This is a genomic window from [Acidovorax] ebreus TPSY (genome assembly GCF_000022305.1).
GTDB classification, from domain to species: domain Bacteria; phylum Pseudomonadota; class Gammaproteobacteria; order Burkholderiales; family Burkholderiaceae_C; genus Diaphorobacter; species Diaphorobacter nitroreducens.
Window position 1 is genome coordinate 3741274 of sequence record NC_011992.1, and the last position, 21538, is coordinate 3762811.

Consider the following 21538-nt stretch of genomic DNA (forward strand, 5'->3'; position numbering starts at 1 on the left):
ACATGTCCTCTCTCGCCCTGACCCTGCTTTACCTGCTGGCCGCCGTGCTGGGCGTGGTGGCATGCCGCAGCCTGCGGTTGCCGCCGATGATGGGCTATCTGGCGGCGGGCATCCTCATCGGCCCGCATGCCCTGGCCTTGACGCAGAACTCCGAAGGCGTGCGCCACCTGGGCGAATTCGGAGTGGTGTTCCTCATGTTCACCATCGGCCTGGAATTCAACCTGCCCAAGCTGCGTGCCATGCGCCGCCACGTGTTCGGCCTGGGCCTGCTGCAGGTGCTGGCGTGCATGGCGGCCTTCTCCGCATGGTTGCTGCTGCTGGCGCGGCTGACCGGCGGCGTGTGGGACATGGGCTGGCAGACCGCACTGGCGCTGGGCGGAACGCTGGCAATGAGCAGTACAGCGATCGTCGTGAAGCTGATGTCCGAGCGCGGCGAGCTGGAGAGCGAGCATGGGCGCAGGGTGTTGGGCATCCTGCTGTTCCAGGATTTGGCCGTGGTTCCCCTGCTGGTGCTGGTGCCTGCGCTGGGGTCCGAGCCCGAGCAACTGCTGACGGCGCTGGCGGTCGCCCTGCTGAAGGCCACAGTACTCGTGGCGGTACTGCTGGTTGGCGGCCAACGCGTGATGCGCTGGTGGCTCACGCAGGTGGCGCGGCGCAAGAGCGACGAACTGTTCATGCTTAACCTGCTGCTGGTCACGCTGGGGCTGGCCTGGCTGACCGAACTGGCAGGCCTCTCGCTGGCCCTGGGCGCCTTCATCGCCGGCGTGCTGGTGTCCGAGACCGAATACCGGCACCAGGTGGGCACCGACATCCGCCCCTTCCACGACGTGCTGCTGGGGTTGTTCTTCATCACGGTGGGCATGATGCTCGACTGGCACGTGCTGGTGGAGCGTTGGTCGCTGGTGCTCGTGTTGCTGGCCGCGCCGCTGCTGATCAAGACGGCCATCATCGTCGCGCTGGCCCGCGGGTTGGGAACGACAACGGGCGTATCGCTGCGCACCGCGCTGTACGTGGCGCAGGCAGGGGAGTTCAGCTTCGTGCTGCTGTCGCTCATGCAGGTCCACGGCCTGCTGCAGCCCGCACTGATGAACCCGGTGCTGGCGGCCATGGTGCTGTCCATGCTGGCTACGCCATTCCTCATCCAGTACAGCAACCGCATCGTCATGAAGCTGGTGGCCAGCGACTGGCTGCAGCAGTCGCTGCAGGTGACCACCATCGCGCGCCAGGCCATCAACACCAGCGGGCACGTGCTGATCTGCGGCTACGGCCGCTCGGGGCAGAACCTGGCGCGCATGCTGGAGCGCGAAGGCATCGCCTACATGGCGCTGGACCTGGACCCCGACCGCGTGCGGCAGGCCGCCGCCGCGGGCAACTCGGTCGTGTTCGGCGACGCCACGCGTCTGCAGGCGCTCAAGGCAGCGGGCCTGGCGCGTGCGGCCGCCCTGGTCGTCACCTACCTGGACACTCCCGCCGCGCTCAAGGTGATTCACCATGCGCGCACCCACGCGCCACAGCTCCCCGTGGTCGTGCGCACCCAGGACGACTCTCAACTGGAAAAATTGCAGGAGGCCGGCGCCACCGAGGTGGTGCCCGAGGCCATCGAGGGCTCGCTGATGCTGGCCAGCCACGCACTGGCGTTGTTGGGCGTGCCCATGCGCCGCGTGCTGCGCCTGGTGCAAGACCAGCGCGATGCACGTTACGGCCTGCTGCGCGGCTACTTCCACGGGGCGGACGACGACACGCCGTCCGAACGCGACCAGGAGCGGCTGTACTCCCTGTCCCTGCCCGCGGGAGCCGCCGTGGTGGGGAAGCCGCTGGCCGACCTGCCCCTGCATGGCATCGGCGTGCGCCTGGTCAACGTGCGTCGCGCCAGCGGCGCCATGTCCCCGCCCGACGACCGCACGCCCCTGGCCGAAGGCGACACGCTGGTGCTGTCCGGCCATCCCACCGCCCTGGGCCTGGCAGAGGAGAAGCTGCTGCGCGGCTGATTACACTGTGCGCCCTGGCGGTGCCCGGCAGGGTCTGCACATCCGAATCGTTCTCTCTTTTGCCCCACCCATGACAGCCCTTAGCGTCAACGACTACCTGCGCCAGCACATCCGCACCGTCCCTGACTGGCCGGCGCCGGGGGTGCAGTTCCGCGACATCACGCCCCTGCTGCAAAACCCCAAAGTGTTCCGCGTGCTGATCGATGCCTTCGTGCACCGCTACATGGACCGCGCGCTGCGCCCCGATGTGGTGGCCGGACTGGACGCCCGCGGCTTCATCCTGGGCGCGGTGGTGGCCTATGAGTTGAATGTGGGCTTCGTTCCCATCCGCAAGAAGGGCAAGCTGCCTTTCACCACCGTCGAGGAAACCTACGAACTCGAGTACGGCAGCGCGACCGTGGAACTGCACGCGGACGCGGTCCAGCCCGGCGACCGGGTGCTGCTGATCGACGACCTGATCGCCACCGGCGGCACGATGATGGCCGGCAAGAAACTGCTGGAAAAACTGGGCGCGACCGTCATGGAAGGCGCCGCCATCGTGGATTTACCGGAACTCGGCGGCTCGGCACGCCTGCGTGCCAGCGGACTGCCGCTGTACACGCTGGTGGACTTCAGCGGCCACTAGACCGCTGGGCTGCCGCAGTCCCCGCAGCCGGTTCTTCAGCGCAGGTCGCCGTATTGCGTGGAGCTGAGGTCGGACGACCGGCCGTCCTGCCCCGGCATGATGGTGTCCTCGAACCCCGTGGGCGCGGGGCTTGGCGGCAGCAGCGGGCCGCTGCGCGTGGTAACGCCCAGAGCCGGCGCGGCCGCGGGCGCACGCGCCACAGCGCTGGTGAGCGCCTGCTTGAACGCCGCCACCTCGTCGGCCTCGATGGGCTCGAACCGCGGCGCCGCGCGCGCGGGCGCGGGTGGCACCAGCGGCGCTGGACGCGAGGGTAGTGCCGCTCCTTGCGACGCGGCAGCGGCGGGCCGGGGCGTCCCGGAAATGATGGGCGATGCGGGGGCGGCAGAAGCCTGCGGCGCAGGCGCCTGGGCCGCCGGGGTGCGCACCTGCACGCCCGTGCTGATCTGGTCGTTGGTGCGCCAATACACGGCAGTCACCAGGATGTCGAAACGAGAACGAGCGGTCTGCGTCACCAGGGTTTCGATCTCGCCCAGCCGCGCCATGTCCCGCCCATACTCCGGCGCCAAGTCCATCATCACCAGGAACTGCGCCCCACGCTGGTCCAGCGACAGCACCTTGAACTTGTACCCCGCCGACAGCACGCCGGCACGCACCATGGCGTCACGCACCACGGTGTACAGCAGCTCGCGGCGCTCCATGCGTTCGTTCTTGCGGCCCGTGGCGGGCTCGGGGGCCGCGGCGGGTTGCGGCTCCAGCAGGGGTTTGCCTGCGCGCGCCGGGGCCGCGCCGTTGGCCTGGGCAGCGGCGGGTGCCGGGCGCGCACGCGCGACCGGAGGCTTGGATTTGCGGGTGAACCAGCTGAACAATGACATGCTTGCCTTCGCGAAGAAGCGCTCAAAAAACGTCGGCAAGTGTACTGCGCGCGCCTCGGCCGAGGCGTGACAGTTGCAGGGTCGGCCGCGCCGCGATGGGCGCTGTGGTCACAAAGCGTGGCGCTCGCGCGCCGTGCTCAGGTCGCCGCGATGCGGCGGCGGCGGTTGCCCAGGCGCTTGGCCAGCACGGCGCCGGCCGCCATCGCCAAGTGCAGCGCTACCGCCGGTTGGCGATTGCAAAGTTCCGTAAAGCGCAGAGCCGGCAGGCTCCAGAGCTTGCTCGGTGCGCCCGCCTGCACCGTGGCGCTGCGGGGCTGATGGGAAAAGAACGCCCCCTCGCCCACCATCGAGCCGGGGCCGACGATGGCCAGGCGCAGCCGCTGCTTCTCGTCCTCGAAGTGCACGCTGAGCGAGCCGCTTTCCACCAGGTACAAGGTGCGGTCGTTGGTGCCCTTGGCAAACAGCACCTGTCCCGAGGGGATGCTGATGGGCAACAGGTAGGCGGACAGCCAATCCCACTGCTCGGCGGTGAGCACGTTGTTCATGCTGTCGTCCGCCGTCGCGTGGGTGATGGCCTGGATCAGACCCGAAAGGTCGACTTTGGAGGAGGGAGCGGTGATGGCATTCATCGGGCGCGAACGGTAACGCGCCTCCGTCATCTGCACAAGCACTCATTACCCTTACTTACACATGGCGTTGCGCGCCCGCCGCGCCGGCTATTTGCCGATGCAGAAGCTGGAGAAGATGACACCGAGCAGATCGTCGGACGTGAACTCGCCCGTGATGGTGTTGAGGGCGTTTTGCGCCAGGCGCAGCTCCTCGGCCAGCAGGTCCAGCGCCGGCCCGTCGCTTTCCAGCTGCGCGGCCGCCTCCATGAGGTGGGCGTCCACGGCGCGCAAGGCTTCGATGTGGCGCGCGCGGGCGATGTACACGCCCTCCGCAGCCGACTGCCAGCCCGCGATTTGCAGCAATTGCCGACGCAGCGTATCCAGCCCCTGGCCGGTGCGCGCGGACAGCAGCACCGCCTGGCTCTCACCCTCGCGCGCAGGCGCCGCCGCCTGCGGGGCGGCGTCGGCCTTGTTCCAGACGTCGACCACCGGCACGCCCGCGGGCAGCCGGGTGGAGAGCGTGTGCGCAATGGCGGCGTCGTCGTCCTGGTACTGCGCACTGCCCCAGCGCGTGAGGTCGTGCAGGAACAGCACCGCGTCGGCGCCCGCGATCTCGTCCCAGGCGCGGGCGATGCCGATGCGCTCGACCTCGTCGTCGCTTTCGCGCAGGCCCGCCGTGTCGATCACGTGCAGCGGCACGCCCTCGATCTGGATGGTCTGCTGCACCTTGTCGCGCGTGGTGCCGGCGATCGGCGTGACGATGGCCAGTTCCGCCCCTGCCAGCGCGTTCAGCAGCGAGCTCTTGCCCGCGTTAGGCTGCCCGGCGATCACCACCTTAATGCCCTCGCGCAGCAACGCGCCTTGGCCGGCACGCTGCATCACGCGGGCCAGCGATTGCTGCAAATTCGATAGCTGCCCGCGCGCGTCTGCCTTGCGCAGGAAGTCGATTTCCTCTTCAGGAAAGTCCAGGGTGGCCTCCACCAGCATGCGCAGGTGCACCAGCGCGTCACGCAGCGTGTGGATCTCGCGCGAGAAGTCGCCCGACAGCGAACGGCTGGCGCCGCGCGCGGCCGCCTCGGTGCTGGCGTCGATCAGGTCGGCGATCGCCTCGGCCTGGGCCAGGTCGATCTTGTTGTTGAGGAAGGCGCGCTCGGTGAACTCGCCGGGCTCGGCCAGCCGCAGGCGGTCCAGCACGCCGCCCGTGGCAGCCTCCAGGCAGCGCGCCAGCAGCAGCTGCAGCACCACGGGGCCGCCATGGGCCTGCAGCTCCAGCACGTCCTCGCCGGTGTAGCTGTGCGGCGCGGGAAAGTACAGCGCCAGCCCCTGGTCGATGGCCTGGCCCGCGGCATCCCGAAACGGCAGATAGGTGGCCTCGCGCGGCTTGAGCGCACGGCCGCACAGCGCCTGCACCAGTGCACCGATCTGCTTGCCCGAGACCCGCACGATGCCGACCGCGCCGCGCCCCGGCGCGGTGGCAATGGCAACGATGGGGTCGGAATGGCGCGGCAGCATGGGCTTACAGGTGCGGTGGAGAGGGGCAGCGCATGATAGCCGCGCCCCGCCCGGCGCCATGAAAAATGTCCGCTGTCAAGTCTTTCATGCAGACATGCAACGGGGCAAAAGGTCTTATGGGGTAATAGGTTAGGCTAGATTTCAGCCGTTGTGTGCTCTTGCTGCTTTTCGAGCTAGGTGCCGCATAGGCGCTTCGCGGTGGTAAGCGCAAGGGCACCGCAGCAGGCAAGGTCGCATCGGTCATCATAGTCCTGCACTTCCAGAAGGCTCCTCAAAAGCGAAAGCGCAGCCAGTGGGCTGCGCTTTCTTGGTGAGCGGATGGCGGATACGCTCGTATCGTCAACCCGACTTCGGCGGTGCGGCCTTGCTCCCGCTTCCCTTCCTGAATCCCCGGTCGCCGGCCATGAATGCCTCCAGCATGTGGGGAATCAACGTCGTGGCATCGACCGCCTCGCCATACGCCTGCGCGTGCAGCGCGGCGTAGCGGTCGAGGTCGGCCTTGAGGCTGGCCGGGCAGGAGAACGTGAGCTTCGTGCTCTCGGTCTTGGGCAGCGGCCCGAGCCGCAGCTTCTTGGTCGTGCTCATTGCATGGCCCCCCGCTGGAAGAACATCGGCTGGTACGGCCGCAACACCAGATCGCGGTTGACGATGATGCGCACCGGCAGGCCCGGCCGCTCGGTCAGCGTCGACTGGATGTTCATGTTGCGCCGGGTCATCTCCTGTCCGACCTGATTGATGCTGTCCTGTGCGCTGTCGCGCCCAGCGATCACGATGCGATTGCCGTTCTGCCGGTTCTCCGGCGCGGCCAGTTCGGCGCCCACGCCCAGCAACGTGGTCAGCGCCGCACCGGCAAAGACGCGATCCCAATGCCAATCGACGCCATCCTCCAGGCCGGCGTAGCCGGCAGGGTCGGTGCCCGCCAGGTTGTCGAGCTTCAGCGATGACGTGTCCGGCAGGATGACGCGGTTCCACACCACCTGCACGCGGCTCTGCCCGTAGCTCACCTGGCTGTTGTACTTGCCCAGGATGCGCGATCCCTGTGGGATCAGCAGGAACTTGCCCGTAGCCGAGTCATAGACCGGCTCCGTCACCGTGGCGATCACGTCGCCCGGCAAATCGGACTTGATGCCCGTGACCAGCGCCCCAGCCATCACCGTCCCGGCCATTACCTGATACGGCGAGGACGGCATTTGCAGATTGCCGGAATTGCGGGTTTCCGTAGAGCCGCCTTTCAGGAAAGCCTCTTTCTGGTCTTGCCGGTTCTGCACGGCGGTCGGGTCGGATGACTGGGCCGCCGTAGAGGCCGGGCCAGCGGCCAGCGGGTCGAAGCCCGCCAAGGCACTACCGGGCGCAGCCGCAGCGGCTTGCGCCGTGACCGGCGCGGTGGCCTTGCCTTGGTTGCCCGAACGGAAGAACACCGACGAACCCGCCGCTGCATCGGCCTCCTTGCGCCGGGCGTCCGCCGGATCATGTCCCGGCGGTGCGTAGGCTGGCGTCACCGGCTGTTGAGAATGCACGATGGCCGGGCCGAGGTCGCCCGGCAGCGCCGGCCCCAGCTCAGGCACCTTCGGCGGCAGCTTCGAGTAGTCGGCAGGCAGTCCGTCCAGCCCTTCCGACTTCGAGACGCGATCGACGTTGTAAAGCTCGGTCTGCTCGCCCGCCCCGCGCCGATGCGGCTGCAACGACCAAATCGTGGCCCCGAGCACTGCGACCGACAGGCCGCCGACGAGAATGGCCAGCGTGCGCCGGTTCAAACGTGTGACCGGGCGCGGCTGGGCGCGCAGCGCCACCGCTTCGGGCGCGACCTTGCCCGCCTGTGGCGCGGCAAGGTCTGGAGTGTCGTCCTGGCTCATGGTCAGTTCCTCCGCGTGCCGTCCGTGCGCTCGATCCGCACCACATCGCCCTTGTCTCCGCCCAGGCGCAGCTCGGCCGCGCCAAACAGCCGATCCACGATGTAGTACGGCGCGCGGAAGCGGTAGTTCACCAGTTGCCCGTCGCCCTGCGCGCCGATCACGAACAGCGGCGGCAACTCGCCTTGGGCAATGCCCGGCGGAAACTGGATGTAGACCTTCTCGCCGTCGTCGAAAGCGCGCAGCGGCTTCCAGGGCGGATTGCTGCCGCTGACGGCGTAGCGGAAACGGATCTTCTCCAGCGACAGCCCGGCATCGACTGGCGCGGCGGCATTGGCCACCTGCGACTGGCGCTGCAAGGCCAGCATCTTGTCCTTCGGATACTCCCAGGACACCGACGCCATCCACGTCTTCTCGGTCGAGGTCAGCTCCAGCAGGTACGTCCTACGGCTGGTCGTGATGACCAGATTGGTCTTGAGGCCCGAGCGGATCGGTTTGACCATCACATTGACGCGCAGCGCATCACCGCTGCCGCTCGATGTGTCGCCCACGATCCAGCGCACGGTATCGCCTGCGGCCACCGTCACCAGTTCCTCACCGGGCTGGAGCGCGATCACGGTCACGCGGCCCACGGCCGCATAGACCTGGTACAGCGCGCCATCCGTGAAGGGCCACACCTGAATCGCATTGACGTAGCCTTCGCGCGTGGGCGCAATGCGCGCCTCGGCGTTGGCGCGGGACACCCGCAAGGTTTCATCGGCGGGTTCTGCGGCGGGCTTGGCATCCGGCACAGGTTTCATCTGCGCCGGCATCGGCAGCACCTGCGGCACGGCCACCACCTCCACAGGCGCAGGCGGCTCCGGCAGTGGCTGGGCCTGCACCGGCTCATCGAGCGAAATGGACGGCGGCGGCTTGCCCTGCGTGGCGCAACCAGAGAACAGCACGGTCGAAGCCAGAAGCATCACCGGCAAGGCGGATTTACGGAAAAGATCATTCATGGTTTTGCTCCTTCGTTTCCTTCCAGTTCGCGGCTCCATGACAGCCCATTGACGTAGATGCCCAGGGGGTTCTTGCGCAGGCGCTGCTCGGTGCGCGGCGTCTGCTGCACGATGGAAACCACGGCATTCCAACGTTCGGTGCGATCCAGCGCACCGTTCACAAAGCGCGTCTCCGTCCAGCGCACGTTGAACGAGGTGTCGCTGGCACGGGTCACGCTGCTGATCTGCACCGTCACCGACTCCTTGCCGATGCGCGCGAACGGATCGTTCACACGGGCGTACTCGTTGAGCACGACCGCGCCCTTGTCGGTCGTGTAGTCGTAGGCATCGAGCCAGTTCTGCCGCACCACGATCGGGTCGATGGACAGCGAGCGCACCAGGCCGATGAAGCGGCCCAGGTGGTAGGCGATCTGCGCATCGCTGGGCCGGTACGGCGTGGCGGCTTCGCCGACAGCACGCACCTGGCCCGCGTTGTCCACCTCAATGACGTAGGGCGTCACGATGGACTGCGCCGAACGCCACACCAGCCCGCCGGCCATCAGCACGGCCAAGGTGAGGCAGCCAAAGGCCATGAAGCGCCAGTTCTTCGCCTGCACGCGGGCCGAGCCGATGCGCTCGTCCCAGATTTGGGCGGCGGACTGGTATGGGGTGGCAGGCTGCGGCGTGTCGGCGTAGCGCACCTGCGGTCGTTTGAATCGCATGGGTGTTCTCCTTGAGGATCAGGAATCGGAATCACGAAGGCTTGGCCCCTGGCTGGAACTACCGCCATCGCCGCCGCGCAGCGTGTGGGCGGCAGTCGTCGCGGCATGGGTGAGCTGCTGTCTGCGATGCAGACGCTTGGCCCAGGCGGGTTGCGCAGTGGATGGGGTTGGCTCGTTTGCCGCCTGCGCGGCGCCGGCCCCCGAAGCCGATCCGGCGTCGTCGGGCCGGAAGGCAGCAGCGACATGCTCCCTCATCGAGCGCGCGCCTTCGGCCACCTTCTGCCCGGCCGCCTGTGCGCCGGTCTTGGCGACATTGCCCACGCCGGCGGCTGTGCCCCTGAGGCCACCGCCAGCGGATGCAGAACCCGCCTGAAACGCTGACCGTGCGCTGCTGGCGGCTCCGGTGGCGGCCCGCGCTCCGCTGCCCGCCAGCCTGGCGGCTGCGGGCGCCATGCGCGCCCCGGCGGCGACTGCACCGCCGACGCCCGTGGCTGCGGCGCCCACGGCAACAGCAGCACCGGCCGCACCCAGAGCGGCACCGGCCATCGCACCCGCGCCGAGCTGCGGCCCGCCGGACACCAGCCCGGTCGCAATGCCCGGCCCGAAGATGCCCAGCGCCAACAGGGTCAGCGAGGCCAGCATCACGACCACGGAGTGGTCGATGGATGGCTCGGCCGGCTGCACCTGAAACTCGGCGAACAGCCCGGAGCCGATGCCGACGATGACCGCGAGCACCAGCACCTTGATGCCTGACGACACCACGTTGCCAAGTACCTTCTCGGCCAGGAACGCCGTCTTGTTCCACAGCGCGAACGGCACCAGCACGAAGCCCGCGAGCGTTGTTAGCTTGAACTCGATCAGCGTGATGAAAAGCTGGATCGCCAGCACGAAGAAGCACAGCAGGACGATCAGCCACGCGAGGAACATCACGACGATGGGCGTGATGTTCACGAACACTTCGGGAAAGCCCGCCATGTCGCCGATCTGTTTCAGGATCGGCGCCCCGGCGTCGATGCCGACCTTCGCCAGCCGGCCCGGTTGCAGGAAGTTCTCCATGCTCAAGGTCGAGCCGCTGGCCGTCAGGCCCAGCCCGGCGAAGGAGCGGAACACGATGCCGACCAACCAGTTGAAGTTGCCGATGATGTAGGCGAAGGCGCCGACGTACAGCACCTTGCGGATCAGCTTGGCGATCACGTCCTCGCCCTGGCCGGTGGCATGGCTCATCGCCCAGAACAGCCCGGCGAGCGTCATGTCGATGACGATCAGCGTGGCGGTCAGAAACGCCACTTCGCCGTGCAACAGGCCAAAGCCCGAGTCGATGTAGCGCGAGAAGGTGTCGAGGAAGCGGTCGATGACCGTCACGTCGTTCATGGCGAGGCCTCCTGCCCAAGCAGAGCGACTGCCGCACCGCCATCGGCGGGTTCATCGAAGCTGGGTGGGATCGGCGGCAGGTCGGCCAGCGTCTGGTACTCGTCCGGCCCGGCCTGGCCCGAGAGAAAGCGCCGCAGGTCGGCTTGAGCCACCTGCGTGCAAAACGCGCCGTCGTGCGCGCGCAGCGCGTGCAGCCGGGCCGGGTCGGCGGCGAGCGCGTTCACCGGCACCTGCTGCGGCCGGTCACAGCCGGCCAGCACCAGCGCATGAACGGCGAAGGCAAACACGACGGGCGTGCGTTGCATGGCAGCCTCCGTCAGCGGTTGTAGAAATTGACGGGCTGCGGCGTGTACGGCGTGCCTTCACCCAGGAAACGGCGCGTCACCTCGCGTCCGCGCTCCGTGGCCGCCGCTTGCCGAGCTAGTTCCAGCGAGGCCGCGCGGTCTTGCGTGATCTGGAGCCGCTGCGTCTGGATGGACTGCTTGGCCTGCAAGGCCAGCAATTGGTTCATGGCCTGCATCGCTTGCAGCGCGCCCTCGGCCGACTGGCTCTTGCCCACGAGGTCGGCCAGCACGCTTTCGTCATCGCTCAGGTTCTGCGACGCCTGGGCCTGCATCTGCATGGTGGTTTGCAGGCCGTTGAGCGTGTTCTTCCAACGCTCCTGCGCATCGAGGTACATCTGATTGCCGCTCACCGTGGCGGCGTACTTCTCGGGGTACAGACGCGCGAATTCGCGGTCGATGCTTGTCACGTCGTAGGCCAAGCCCTTGGCCTGCGCGATCAGTCGCTGGGTGGTCGCCAGGTTCTCGCGCAACTGGCCGACCACACTGGACGGCAGGCTGGCCAGATTGCGCGCCTGGTTGATGAGCATTTGCGCTTCGTTCTGGAGCTGGCGGATCTGGTTATTTATCTGCTCCAGTGTGCGAACCGCCGTGAGCGTGTTTTGCACCAGATTGGTCGGATCGAGCACGATGTCGCCGACGCCGAACAGCGCGTGCGCAGGCTGTGCGATGCCGAAGGCGAGCACGCAGGCAGCGGTCAGCGCGGCGAGTTTGGGGGTATGCAATTTCATGGTTGGTTCTCCTGGGGGTGGTCAGCGGTACGGAGGGAACCCGGCGCGAGGCCGGGGAACGAGGGCAGCAGGTCAGCCGCCCAATCGAGGCCGCGATGGCGCAGCCAGGCGCCCGCGAAGCCGGACACGCCAGCGTCCTGCGGCACGCGGCCAAGAACCTCATCAATGGCGCGCTGGTCTTGCGGCGTGGAAGCGCCCGCGAAGGCCAGCGTCGCCGGCCCCAGGTCGAGGTCGAACACGCGGTTGCCGAGGCGGGATTGGTAGTAGTAGTCGCGCTTGGGCTGCGCGGTGGCGACAATCTCGATCTGTCGGCTGTTGAGGCCGAAGCCTTCGTAGATCGTGCGAATCTGCGGTTCGGTCGCTTGCGGGTTCGGCAAGAAAATCCGACTCGCGCAGCTTTCGATGATTGCGGGTGCGATGGCCGAGTCCTTCACGTCCGCGAGCGACTGCGTAGCGAAGATGACGCTGACGTTCTTCTTGCGCAGCGTCTTGAGCCACTGGCGGATGCGCGCCGCGAATACCGGGTCATCGAGGAACAGCCACGCTTCATCAAGGATCAGCAACGTGGGCGCACCATCCAGCCGCTCCTCGAAGCGCGCGAACAGATAGCGCAGCACCGCGAGCACAGCGGCCTTGCTGTGCATCAGCTCCTCCATCTCGAACGCCTGCACGTCGGCCGTGCCGAGGCGGTCGTGGTCGGCATCCAGCAGCCTGCCGTGCGCACCGCCCAGGACGTAGGGCGCGAGTGCCTGGCGCAAGGTATTCGATTGCAGCAAGGCCGTCAGGCCCGTGAGCGTGCGCTGCTCCACCGGCGCGCTGGCCAGGCTCCCCAACGCAGACCAGATGGCCGCCTTCTCGTCGGGGCCGACGGCCGCGCCTTCGTGCAGCAGGCGGCCTTCCACCCATTCGCTGGCCCAGGTGCGGTAGCCCTCGCGGTCGATGCGAGCCAGCGGCTGGAAGGCGATCTCGTCATCCGCGCCCAGGTCGTAGTGCTCGCCGCCCATTCCCAGGATGGCCGCACGGATCGAGCGCCCCATGTCGAAGGCGAAGATGCGCGAGCCGCGATAGCGGCGGAACTGCATCGCCATCGTCGCCAGCAGCACCGACTTGCCCATGCCGATGGGGCCAACCACCAGAGTGTTGCCCACGTCGCCGATGTGCGTCACCAGTCGGAACGGCGTGGCGCCATCGGTGCGCGTCACGATCAGCGGCGGGCCGTCGAGGTGATCGTTCTTCTCCGGCCCGGCCCATACCGCCGACACCGGCATCATGTGCGCCAGATTCAGCGTCGAGACGATGGGCTGGCGCACGTTGGCGTATGCATTGCCGGGGAGCGAGGACAGCCACGCATCCACGGCGTTGAGCGCTTCGGGGATCGTCACGAAACCCCGGCCCTGAATCACACGCTCCACCATCCGCAGCTTCTCGTCGGCCACGGCGGCGTCCGCGTCCATGACGGTGACGGTCGCCGTCAGGTAGCCGAAGGCGACTTGATCGCTGCCCAGTTCCTGCAAGGCAGCATCGGCGTCGGCGGCCTTGTTGTTGGCGTCGGTATCGACCAGCGGGCTTTCCTGCTGGAAGATCGTCTCGCGCAGCAGCGCGATGACGTTCTTCCTTTTCGCAAACCACTGGCGGCGCAGGCGGGCGAGTTCTTTTTCCGCCTCGGCTTTGTCGAGGCACAGAAAGCGCGTACTCCAGCGATACGCGAAGCCCAGGCGGTTGAGGTCGTCCAGAATCCCCGGCCAGGTCGAAGTCGGGAAACCGCGCACCGACACCACGCGCAGGTGCTGGTCACCCAGCATGGGCGCCAGGCCGCCGACCAGTGCGGAGTCCGTCAGCAGCGCGTCGATGTGGAACGGCACTTCGGGAACGCCGACGCGGTAGCGGCGCGTCGAGATGGTCGAATGCAGGTAGGTCAACGTCTGGCTGTCATCAAGCCATGCGATCTCCGGCATCACGCCATCGAGCAGGTCGAAGATGCGATCCGTTTCAGCGACGAAGGCGTGCAGCCGTTCGCGCCAATCCACGCCTTCGGTCGGCCGGTTTTCATACAGCAGGCCCGCGGCGCGGGCACGGGATTCCTCGGACGGCAGGTAGGCCAGCGTCAGGTGATAGCCGCTCTCGAAGTGGTTGCCCGAATCCTCGAAGGCGGCGCGGCGTTCTTCATCGACCAGCCAGGACAGCGGTTCGGGGAAATCGGAGTGCGGGTAGTCGGCGGCAGACCGGCGCTCGGCTTCGATGAACAGCGCCCAACCCGAACCCAGGCGACGCAGCGCGTTGTTCAAGCGCGCCGACGTGGCGATCAGCTCGCCCTGCGTCGCGCTGTCGAGGTCGGGGCCACGAAAGCGCGCCGTGCGCTGGAAACTGCCGTCCTTGTTCAAGACGACGCCCGGCGCCACCAGCCCGGCCCAGGGCAGCCAGTCGGCGAGCAAGGCCGGGCGCTGGCGGTATTCGGCGAGGTTCAGCATCGCGGCGTCCTCCCCTACACGTCCAGCAACGGGCGGTGCTTGATGTGCCGCGCGAACACGGCCATGAACTGCGGATCGACGCGCGCGCCCCACATCGCCAGCGAATGGCCGACGATCCAGAGCACGACACCGGGAATCCACAGTTGCAGGCCCAGGCCGACAGCGGCGGCCAGCGTGCCATTGGCGATCGCCACGGTGCGCGGCGCACCGCCCAGCAGGATCGGCTCGGTCAGTGAGCGATGCAGCGGCACCTCGAACCCGGCCGCGAAGGTGTCCGGGCCGCTCATACGACGGCCCCGCCCGAGAAGCTGAAGAACGACAGGAAGAAACTCGAAGCCGCGAACGCGATGGACAGGCCAAACACGATCTGGATCAGCTTGCGAAAGCCGCCCGACGTGTCACCGAACGCGAGCGCGAGGCCCGTGGCGATGATGATGATGACCGCGACGATGCGCGCCACCGGCCCCTGGATGGATTCGAGGATGGATTGCAGCGGGCCTTCCCAGGGCATCGAGGAGCCGGCGGCCTGCGCAGTGCCCGCAAGCAGCAGCATGAAGGCAGCGAGCATCAAGCCTTGCATGGCCGGGCGAGCCAAGCCATCCAGCCGTGCGGGGCTGGAGCGGCGGGAAAGCGGATATACAGAAATACGGAAAGCATCAACGTGCGTCATGGCAGTTCTCCAGAGTGGTCAGGGGACAAGGAAGAAAGGTCGGACTGCGGCAGCAGCTCGGGAAACGGCGCGTCCATCGCATCCGCCAGTCGGTAGCCCGCACCGTCGAAGCCGACGACGCGGGCGATGCTCTCGATGCGGCGCTTGCGTCCGCGCCCGGCGATGTGGATCACCACATTGACCGCTTCCGCGATCAGCGCACGGGGCGGGTTCACCGCCACTTCGAGAATCAGTTGCTCCAGGCGCAGCAGTGCGCCCAGCGCGGAGCCGGCGTGGATCGTGGCGATGCCGCCCGGATGGCCGGTGCCCCACACCTTGATGAGATCCAGCGCTTCAGCGCCGCGCACTTCGCCGACGACAACGCGATCCGGGCGCAGGCGCATGGATGAGCGCACCAGCTCGGTCATCGACACCACGCCCGCCCGCGTGCGCAGCGGCACGTGGTCGCGGGCCGCGCATTGCAGTTCCACCGTGTCTTCGAGCACCAGCACGCGGTCGCCCGTGGCGGCAATCTCGGCCAGCAGCGCATTGGCGAGCGTGGTCTTGCCGCTGCTGGTAGCGCCGGCGATCAGCACGTTCTGGCGCTCGCGCACAGCGCGAACGAGAAAGCCCGCCTGCGCGCTGGTCATCATTCCGTCGATGACGTACCGCTCCAGCGGAATCACGCCGATGGCGCGCTTGCGCAGCGCGAAGGCCGGCCCCGGCGCAGCCGGCGGCAAGATGCCCTCGAAGCGTTCGCCCGTCTCGGGCAACTCGGCGGACAGCAACGGCTGGCCGCGATGTACTTCTGCGCCAACGTGGGCGGCCACAAGGCGGATGATTCGCTCGCCGTCTGCTTCGGACAGCTCCACGCCCATCGGCGCGCGGCCCGAGGACAGGCGATCCACCCATAACGTCCGGTCGGGATTGAGCATCACTTCCACCACGTCCGGGTCTTCGAGCGCGGCGGCGATCAACGGCCCCATCGCCGTGCGCAGCATCTGAATGCGGCGGTCGAGCGAGGTGGCAAAGGACGAAGGCGCGGCGCTCATGAGGCACGCTCCTGCGCTTCGGCAACTGCCGCCGCGTCATCCATCCGCATCGGGTCGGGGTGCAGTTCCTCCACCACGTCGCGCACCAGGCTGCGCCCGCGCAGCAGGTGACGGCCCAACTGCTCCACGAACTGCTCAAACCGCGCCTTGCCCTGGGCACGCGCGGCGTCCTGATGGGCCTCGGGCACGGGTGTGCTCACCGTGAGGAAGTAGCGGATGAACAGCGCCAGCGTTTCGATCTGGATGTTCTGGTCGCGCTCCATGCGCTCGGCGTGGCGCGACAGGCGATCCAGCCGCTTGGCAATCGCCGCTTCGCGCTGGTCGGCGGCATCGGGCGACAGCCACGATGCGAGCGCCGCCGCGACGATGCTGGATTTCGATACGCCTTTCTTGGCGGCCAGCTCGTCGAGCCGCTTGGCGTGCTCGGGCTGGATGAAGAGATTCAAGCGGTGCTGGCTCATAGCTCGATTCCGTCGTTGGGGTCGAGAGAAGCCAGCCGGGCCGTGCGCTGCATGGCCGGATCAAGCTGGCGAGGAAGGGGGAGCGGCAGGTCGTCGTCGTCATCGAGCAACGCGAGGTCGGCCGCGGGCGTGGTCTGCTCGGGGTCGTAGGCGACGGCCTCGGAAAGCTCAGGCTGACGGCGCGGGCCGCCGTCGTCGTCGGCGCTGCCCAGGCCGTCAGTGGACGCAGTGGCCGGTGTGGCGGGCACGGCGGGAATCGCCAGCCCGCTCCAGTCGTCGGGCCGCGATGGCGGCACGTCGGCATAGCGCCCGGCCGTGAGCACGGGCGGCGGCAACACGCGGCGTTTGAAATTGCTGTCTGCGTAGTAGCGCAGCTTCCTGGCCTTGATGGGGGCCACGCTGGACACCATCACCACCGCCTCGTCAGGCGGGAGCTGCATGACTTCGCCGGGCGTCAGGAGCGGCCGGGCCGTCTCCTGCCGCGACACCATCAGGTGGCCCAGCCACGGCGCGAGTCGGTGGCCCGCGTAGTTGCGTTGCGCGCGCAGCTCGGTCGCGGTGCCCAGCGTCTCGGAAATGCGCTTGGCGGTGCGCTCGTCATTGGTGGCGAAGGTCACGCGCACGTGGCAGTTGTCCAGGATCGAATGGTTCGGGCCGTAGGCCTTGTCAATCTGGTTGAGCGACTGCGCGATGAGGAAGCTGCGGATGCCGTAGCCCGCCATGAAGGCCAGCGCCGTCTCGAAGAAGTCCAGGCGCCCCAAGGCCGGGAACTCGTCGAGCATCAGCAGTAGCTTGTGGCGGCGCGCGATGCCGTCGGAGCCATCAAGCGATTCCGTCAGCCGCCGCCCGATCTGGTTGAGGATCAGGCGAATCAGCGGCTTCGTCCGCGAAATGTCCGAAGGCGGCACCACCAGGTACAGCGACACCGGATGCTCGGCCGCGATCAGGTCAGCGATGCGCCAATCGCAGCGCGAGGTGACTTCGGCCACCGTGGGGTCGCGGTACAGGCCCAAGAACGACATGGCCGTGGACAGCACGCCGGAGCGTTCGTTGTCCGATTTGTTCAGTACCTCACGCGCCGCCGAGGCCACGACCGGATGCGGGCCATCGCCGAGATGCGGCGTGGTCATCATCCGGTGCAGGGTCAGCTCGAACGGGCAGGCAGGGTCACTGAGGAAGTTGGCGACACCGCGCAGCGTCTTGTCCTCGCCCGCGTAGAGCACATGCAGGATTGCGCCGACCAGCAGCGCGTGCGAAGTCTTTTCCCAGTGATTGCGTCGCTCCAGCGCGCCTTCGGGATCGACCAGGATGTCCGCGATGTTCTGAACGTCGCGCACTTCATGCGCGCCACGGCGGACTTCCAGCAGCGGGTTGTAGGCTGCCGACTTCGCATCGGTGGGGTTGAACAGCAGGCAGTGCGAGAAGCGCGAACGCCAGCCTGCGGTGATGCTCCAGTTCTCGCCCTTGATGTCGTGGATGACAGCGGAAGCAGGCCAGCTCAACAGTGTCGGCACCACCAGGCCCACGCCTTTGCCCGAGCGTGTGGGCGCGAAGGTCAGAACGTGTTCCGGGCCTTCGTGCCGCAGGTACTGGCGATCGTGCTGGCCCAGGAACACGCCGGTCGGCTGCGTGAGCCCGGCCTTACGAATGTCATCCGCGTTCGCCCAGCGTGCCGAGCCGTAGGTCGTGACCAGGCGCGATTGCCGCGAGCGCCAGATCGACATGCCAATGGCGACCAGCACGGCCACGAGGCCGCTGCCTCCCGCGATGGCACCACCGATGTCAAAGACGCGCGGCGCGTAGGCATCGAAGAAGAACCACCACTCGAACAGCCGCCACGGGTGATAGATGGGCGTGTCGAAGAAGTCGAACCAGGGCGAGCCAAGGCGTAGCTGATAGCCCAGGGCGGCGGCTGTCCATTGTGTGGCCGCCCACACGCCGGTGATCACGATGCCGAACACCACGGCGATCTGACCGAACAGCACGTTCGTCCCTTGCATGACCTTGCCTCCAATCACGGCACACGGAGGTGCCGCAGCACCGAGGATCAAGGGGCGCGTGCAGGCCGGTCAAAGGCCGTTATGGCGAGGATTCAGGCCGGAAAAGCCTGATTTCTTGCAGGAGCGAAGGCAATAAGAACGCCGCAAACACAAGCGCGTTGCGGCGTGATGGGGTAACAGTGCGGATTTCGCGCAGCGAGACGACTGCGATGAAGCTATTTGGATTTCTGCTCCGGCCGATCACCGAAGAAGCGCCGATTGGCGGCTTCGGCCGCGCGCACGCAGAGTTCATCGCCGACCTTTGCGCGATCCTCCTTGCATTGGCGCTGGAGTTCCTTGATGCGGTCGGGGTGGGCCACAAGGTAGTCCACGGTTTCCGAAGGTTGAGACGGGCCGCACGCGGTCAGTGCGGTGGTCAGCATCAGCAGCATCACTCTGTTCATGGTTCCAGTCCTTTCGTCGGATGGTTCAAGCATCGTCGGCAGCGTCGATACAGTCTGCCGAATCAATGAAGGCCACACGCTCGATGAACCGAGCCAGCATCTCGGATGGCTCCGCATCGCGGCGTAGCAGATAGGTCGTGAGCATGTATGGCTTGCCTGCCAGGCGGCGGGCCACGACGCCCGGCTCACGGCTGGAAGCGATATGCGCCTCGCCCGCTAAACCCAAAGCCAGGCCAGCGGAAACCAGGGTCATCATCACGTCGAAGGTCGCCACGCGCTGCGCGATCAGCGGTTCCTGATCGAGCTTGCGCAGAAAACGATCGACTTGCCGCGCGTGGCCTTCGCAGACCGCCGGGTCGCCCAGCGCCAGTGGGTAGCGCAGCACTTCTTTCAGTGGGACCTGTTTGAAAGCGAGCACGGGATGGCGGGCTGGCACCGCCACCATCAACTCGTCCTCCCACGCGGAACTGACCGCAATGCCATCGCCTCCATCATCGGCCATCGAGAAGCCGGCGTCGTACAGGTTGTCGTGCAACCCCTTAATCTGCTGAGCCAGCGGAACCTCGAACAGCCGAACTTCGACTTCGGGGTCTTCCTCCCGACATTGCGCCAATAGCGCCGGCAGGCGCGATGGCGTGATCCCGTCGGACAGGGCAAGGCGCAACTGCCCGTGAAAGCCGTTGGCAACGGACTTGACGCTATCTCGGGCTTGATCCAATGCCGCAAAAACGCGCTGGACGTGTTCCAGGAACAGCCGTCCAGCATGAGTCAATTGCGTGCTGCGGGTGGTACGGACAAACAGACGTGCGCCAAGTTCTTCCTCCAACTCTTTGATGGTGCGAGACAGCGGTGACTGGTCGATGTGCAGCCGCTCGGCAGCACGAGCAAAGTGGAGTTCTTCGGCGACGGCGATGAAGCAGCGTAAATGGCGCAACTCCATATACAAGTCCCTGCGGCCAGAAAAGCCTCTTGTTCAAAAAACACCTGTCAGGGAAGTACCTCCAAGTGCATGGCACGGATAGCCGGGTTGACGTGCCGACTTTAGCGATGACAAGAGCATTTGGCGTCGCCTCCGTGCATGCCAATCTAAGTCATGTCAAGTGAATCGACCAAGATATCTATGGTCTGCATTGGGTATACCGACGTATATTCCTATTGAGATGATTGGTAATGTGGCTTCCCGCTACAGACCAAGTTTTTCAGTGATTCTTACAAGTTCTGCTAGCGAGCGCGCCAGCATTTTTCGCATAGCATGTCCTCTGCGAACCTTGACGGTAATCTCACTAATATTCAATTGGGCCGCGATTTGTTTATTCAGTAGACCCTGTACGACGAGGCGTGTGACATCTTGTTCGCCCGCTGTCAACGACGTCCATCGAGCCTGTAGCGCAGATGCAAGCGCCTGACTTTCACGTCGCTCTCGATCTTTCCCAATCCCCTTCTGGATAGCGTCCAGCAAGTTCTGGTCTCTGAACGGCTTCGTAAGAAACTCGATCGCTCCGTTTTTCATGGCTTCGACACCCATAGCAATGTCGCCATGACCTGTGATGAATACAACGGGAAGACCAATTCCCATTTCGATCATCTGCCGATGGAAATCCATGCCGCTCTGCCCGGGCATGCGCACGTCCAGCACAAGGCAACCAGGCGCGTCCTCCAGTGGACATGCTAGGAATTCCTTGGTGGAGCCAAACGTCGAGACCTTCAATCCCACTGACGCCAGCAGATCTTCAAGAGCCGCACGTACCGAGCGATCATCGTCCACGATGTAGACGATGGGATCACCCATAGCATTGATGGAGTTTATCGTCATTGGCGTTTCTCCTGCGATGCGATCGGCACGCTGAACCGGAAAACCGCGCCGCCGTGTTCACCTCGTGCTGCCCATATCTGACCGCCATTGGCTTCGATGATTGCCCTGCTGATGCTCAAACCGACTCCGATGCCCTCTTCCTTGGTAGTCCAGAATGCCTCGAACAAATGCTCGTATACCTCGGCCGGTATACCGATGCCGGTATCAGACACGGCAAGCACAATGGCGTTGCCCCTTGTCTCTGATGTGATCCGAATACTTCGCATGGGCGCCGGAACTGGAGCCAACGCGTCGATGGCGTTCAGCACCACGTTGCCGACCACCTGTTGTATCTGGATTTGATCTGCAATCGCCAAAGGCAGATCAGGACTCAACTCCATCACCAGCCGGATTCCGTTTCGTTCCATTTCGGCTTGGGACAGGGCAATGATCTCAAGAATGGCTTTGTTGAAATCGAACTTGCTTTTGTGAGGCGGCTCCCCGCGTGTGAGGCTGCGCACGCGTGCGATGATGTTGCTCGCCCGGCCAGCGTCGCTCAGTATCCGGTCAAGCGCCTGGCGCGCTTTGTCGAGATTGGGGGGCTCCTGCCCGAGCCAGCGTTGACAGGCATTTCCGCTGGTCACGATGGCAGCGAGCGGCTGATTGACCTCATGCGCGATGGAAGTGGTCAGTGCCTCCATGCTCTTTACACGCGCGATTCGCATCAGGTGAGCTTGTGCCTCATGTGCCGCCGTCCTTGCGGCCTCCATCTTGAGTACAAGATAGGTCGTCATCACGATCGCAACGATGCTGATTCCCATGTTGATCAGGCCGGAACGCAAATTCCCATGCGGCGTGAACGCAAGGCTGACTGCGGTCATGACGATGCAAATAACGGCGAGAGCAATCAGCGCGCGTCGAGACAGTACGCGCACAGCCGTCAGGATGACGACCGTGTAAAACACTGCCGCCGCAACTTCATAACTCGTCGCTGTGTCTGCCACGAAAATGGCAGCCATCACGACTCCCATAAGCGCCAGTTTCAGGGAGAATTGAATACGAGGTGAGATGTGCAT

The 21538-nt window shown here is 66.1% G+C and carries 22 protein-coding genes; 2 read left to right on the top strand and 20 right to left on the bottom strand.

The features are described 5' to 3' along the window. Nucleotides 1-2 precede the first annotated feature (2 nt). Together DTPSY_RS17490 and DTPSY_RS17495 are read left to right on the top strand one after the other, a co-directional pair. Nucleotides 3-1988 carry a monovalent cation:proton antiporter family protein gene (locus tag DTPSY_RS17490; RefSeq protein WP_015914696.1) on the top strand — a complete coding sequence of 662 codons (1986 nt, stop codon included), beginning with the start codon at nt 3-5 and terminating at the stop codon, nt 1986-1988. 70 nt (nt 1989-2058) lie between these two features. Next, a complete protein-coding gene (locus DTPSY_RS17495) occupies nt 2059-2613 on the top strand; it encodes an adenine phosphoribosyltransferase (protein WP_015914697.1) in 555 nt (184 codons plus the stop codon). Between the two features lie 35 nt (nt 2614-2648). Here the strand turns inward: DTPSY_RS17495 and DTPSY_RS17500 are convergent, their stop codons facing one another. From DTPSY_RS17500 to DTPSY_RS17595, 20 genes are all read right to left on the bottom strand, one after another. Then, nucleotides 2649-3485 carry a hypothetical protein gene (locus DTPSY_RS17500; RefSeq protein ID WP_015914698.1) on the bottom strand — a complete coding sequence of 279 codons (837 nt, stop codon included), beginning with the start codon at nt 3483-3485 and terminating at the stop codon, nt 2649-2651. A 137-nt stretch (nt 3486-3622) separates the two neighbouring features. Next, nucleotides 3623-4114, bottom strand: coding sequence for a Crp/Fnr family transcriptional regulator (locus DTPSY_RS17505; RefSeq protein WP_041839105.1), 492 nt, complete (start codon nt 4112-4114; stop codon nt 3623-3625). Nucleotides 4115-4201: 87 nt separating this feature from the next. After that, nucleotides 4202-5605 (bottom strand): tRNA uridine-5-carboxymethylaminomethyl(34) synthesis GTPase MnmE, encoded by a 1404-nt coding sequence (gene mnmE / locus DTPSY_RS17510; RefSeq protein ID WP_015914700.1) that lies wholly within the window; start codon nt 5603-5605, stop codon nt 4202-4204. A gap of 339 nt (nt 5606-5944) precedes the next feature. Then, on the bottom strand, nt 5945-6190 hold the full coding sequence (locus DTPSY_RS17515; protein WP_015914701.1) for a DUF2274 domain-containing protein: 246 nt from the start codon (nt 6188-6190) through the stop codon (nt 5945-5947). Beyond that, complete coding sequence (locus DTPSY_RS17520) at nt 6187-7458, bottom strand: TraB/TrbI/VirB10 family type IV secretion system protein (RefSeq protein ID WP_015914702.1); 1272 nt, start codon at nt 7456-7458, stop codon at nt 6187-6189. The genes DTPSY_RS17515 and DTPSY_RS17520 overlap by 4 nt, the downstream gene beginning before the upstream one ends. A 2-nt stretch (nt 7459-7460) precedes the next feature. After that, entirely contained in the window at nt 7461-8453 is a 993-nt protein-coding gene (gene trbG / locus DTPSY_RS17525) for a P-type conjugative transfer protein TrbG (RefSeq protein WP_015914703.1), read from the bottom strand. Continuing rightward, entirely contained in the window at nt 8450-9154 is a 705-nt protein-coding gene (gene trbF, locus DTPSY_RS17530) for a conjugal transfer protein TrbF (protein ID WP_013519646.1), read from the bottom strand. Before trbF ends, trbG begins: the two co-directional genes overlap by 4 nt. An 18-nt stretch (nt 9155-9172) precedes the next feature. Next, nucleotides 9173-10525, bottom strand: coding sequence for a P-type conjugative transfer protein TrbL (trbL, locus tag DTPSY_RS17535; protein ID WP_015914704.1), 1353 nt, complete (start codon nt 10523-10525; stop codon nt 9173-9175). Beyond that, entirely contained in the window at nt 10522-10830 is a 309-nt protein-coding gene (locus DTPSY_RS17540; protein ID WP_015914705.1) for a hypothetical protein, read from the bottom strand. Before DTPSY_RS17540 ends, trbL begins: the two co-directional genes overlap by 4 nt. 11 nt (nt 10831-10841) lie before the next feature. Further along, the gene (trbJ, locus tag DTPSY_RS17545; RefSeq protein ID WP_015914706.1) at nt 10842-11597 is read right to left on the bottom strand and encodes a P-type conjugative transfer protein TrbJ; all 756 of its coding nucleotides are present in this window, start codon (nt 11595-11597) and stop codon (nt 10842-10844) included. After that, nucleotides 11594-14065: a conjugal transfer protein TrbE gene (gene trbE, locus DTPSY_RS17550; RefSeq protein ID WP_015914707.1), complete on the bottom strand. Its 2472-nt coding sequence runs from the start codon at nt 14063-14065 to the stop codon at nt 11594-11596. Before trbE ends, trbJ begins: the two co-directional genes overlap by 4 nt. Before the next feature lie 14 nt (nt 14066-14079). Further along, nucleotides 14080-14352: a VirB3 family type IV secretion system protein gene (locus DTPSY_RS17555; RefSeq protein ID WP_015914708.1), complete on the bottom strand. Its 273-nt coding sequence runs from the start codon at nt 14350-14352 to the stop codon at nt 14080-14082. After that, a complete protein-coding gene (locus tag DTPSY_RS17560; RefSeq protein WP_015914709.1) occupies nt 14349-14735 on the bottom strand; it encodes a TrbC/VirB2 family type IV secretion system protein in 387 nt (128 codons plus the stop codon). Before DTPSY_RS17560 ends, DTPSY_RS17555 begins: the two co-directional genes overlap by 4 nt. Then, nucleotides 14732-15766 (bottom strand): P-type conjugative transfer ATPase TrbB, encoded by a 1035-nt coding sequence (trbB, locus tag DTPSY_RS17565; RefSeq protein ID WP_015914710.1) that lies wholly within the window; start codon nt 15764-15766, stop codon nt 14732-14734. Before trbB ends, DTPSY_RS17560 begins: the two co-directional genes overlap by 4 nt. Next, nucleotides 15763-16227 (bottom strand): ribbon-helix-helix protein, CopG family, encoded by a 465-nt coding sequence (locus DTPSY_RS17570; RefSeq protein WP_015914711.1) that lies wholly within the window; start codon nt 16225-16227, stop codon nt 15763-15765. Before DTPSY_RS17570 ends, trbB begins: the two co-directional genes overlap by 4 nt. After that, a complete protein-coding gene (locus DTPSY_RS17575) occupies nt 16224-18227 on the bottom strand; it encodes a conjugal transfer protein TraG (RefSeq protein ID WP_015914712.1) in 2004 nt (667 codons plus the stop codon). The genes DTPSY_RS17570 and DTPSY_RS17575 overlap by 4 nt, the downstream gene beginning before the upstream one ends. A gap of 215 nt (nt 18228-18442) precedes the next feature. Next, entirely contained in the window at nt 18443-18670 is a 228-nt protein-coding gene (locus DTPSY_RS17580; RefSeq protein ID WP_015914713.1) for an EexN family lipoprotein, read from the bottom strand. Nucleotides 18671-18695: 25 nt separating this feature from the next. Further along, on the bottom strand, nt 18696-19610 hold the full coding sequence (locus DTPSY_RS17585) for a LysR family transcriptional regulator (RefSeq protein ID WP_015914714.1): 915 nt from the start codon (nt 19608-19610) through the stop codon (nt 18696-18698). A 243-nt stretch (nt 19611-19853) separates the two neighbouring features. Beyond that, a complete protein-coding gene (locus DTPSY_RS17590; RefSeq protein ID WP_015914715.1) occupies nt 19854-20483 on the bottom strand; it encodes a response regulator transcription factor in 630 nt (209 codons plus the stop codon). Further along, a complete protein-coding gene (locus tag DTPSY_RS17595; protein WP_148215396.1) occupies nt 20480-21538 on the bottom strand; it encodes a sensor histidine kinase in 1059 nt (352 codons plus the stop codon). The genes DTPSY_RS17590 and DTPSY_RS17595 overlap by 4 nt, the downstream gene beginning before the upstream one ends.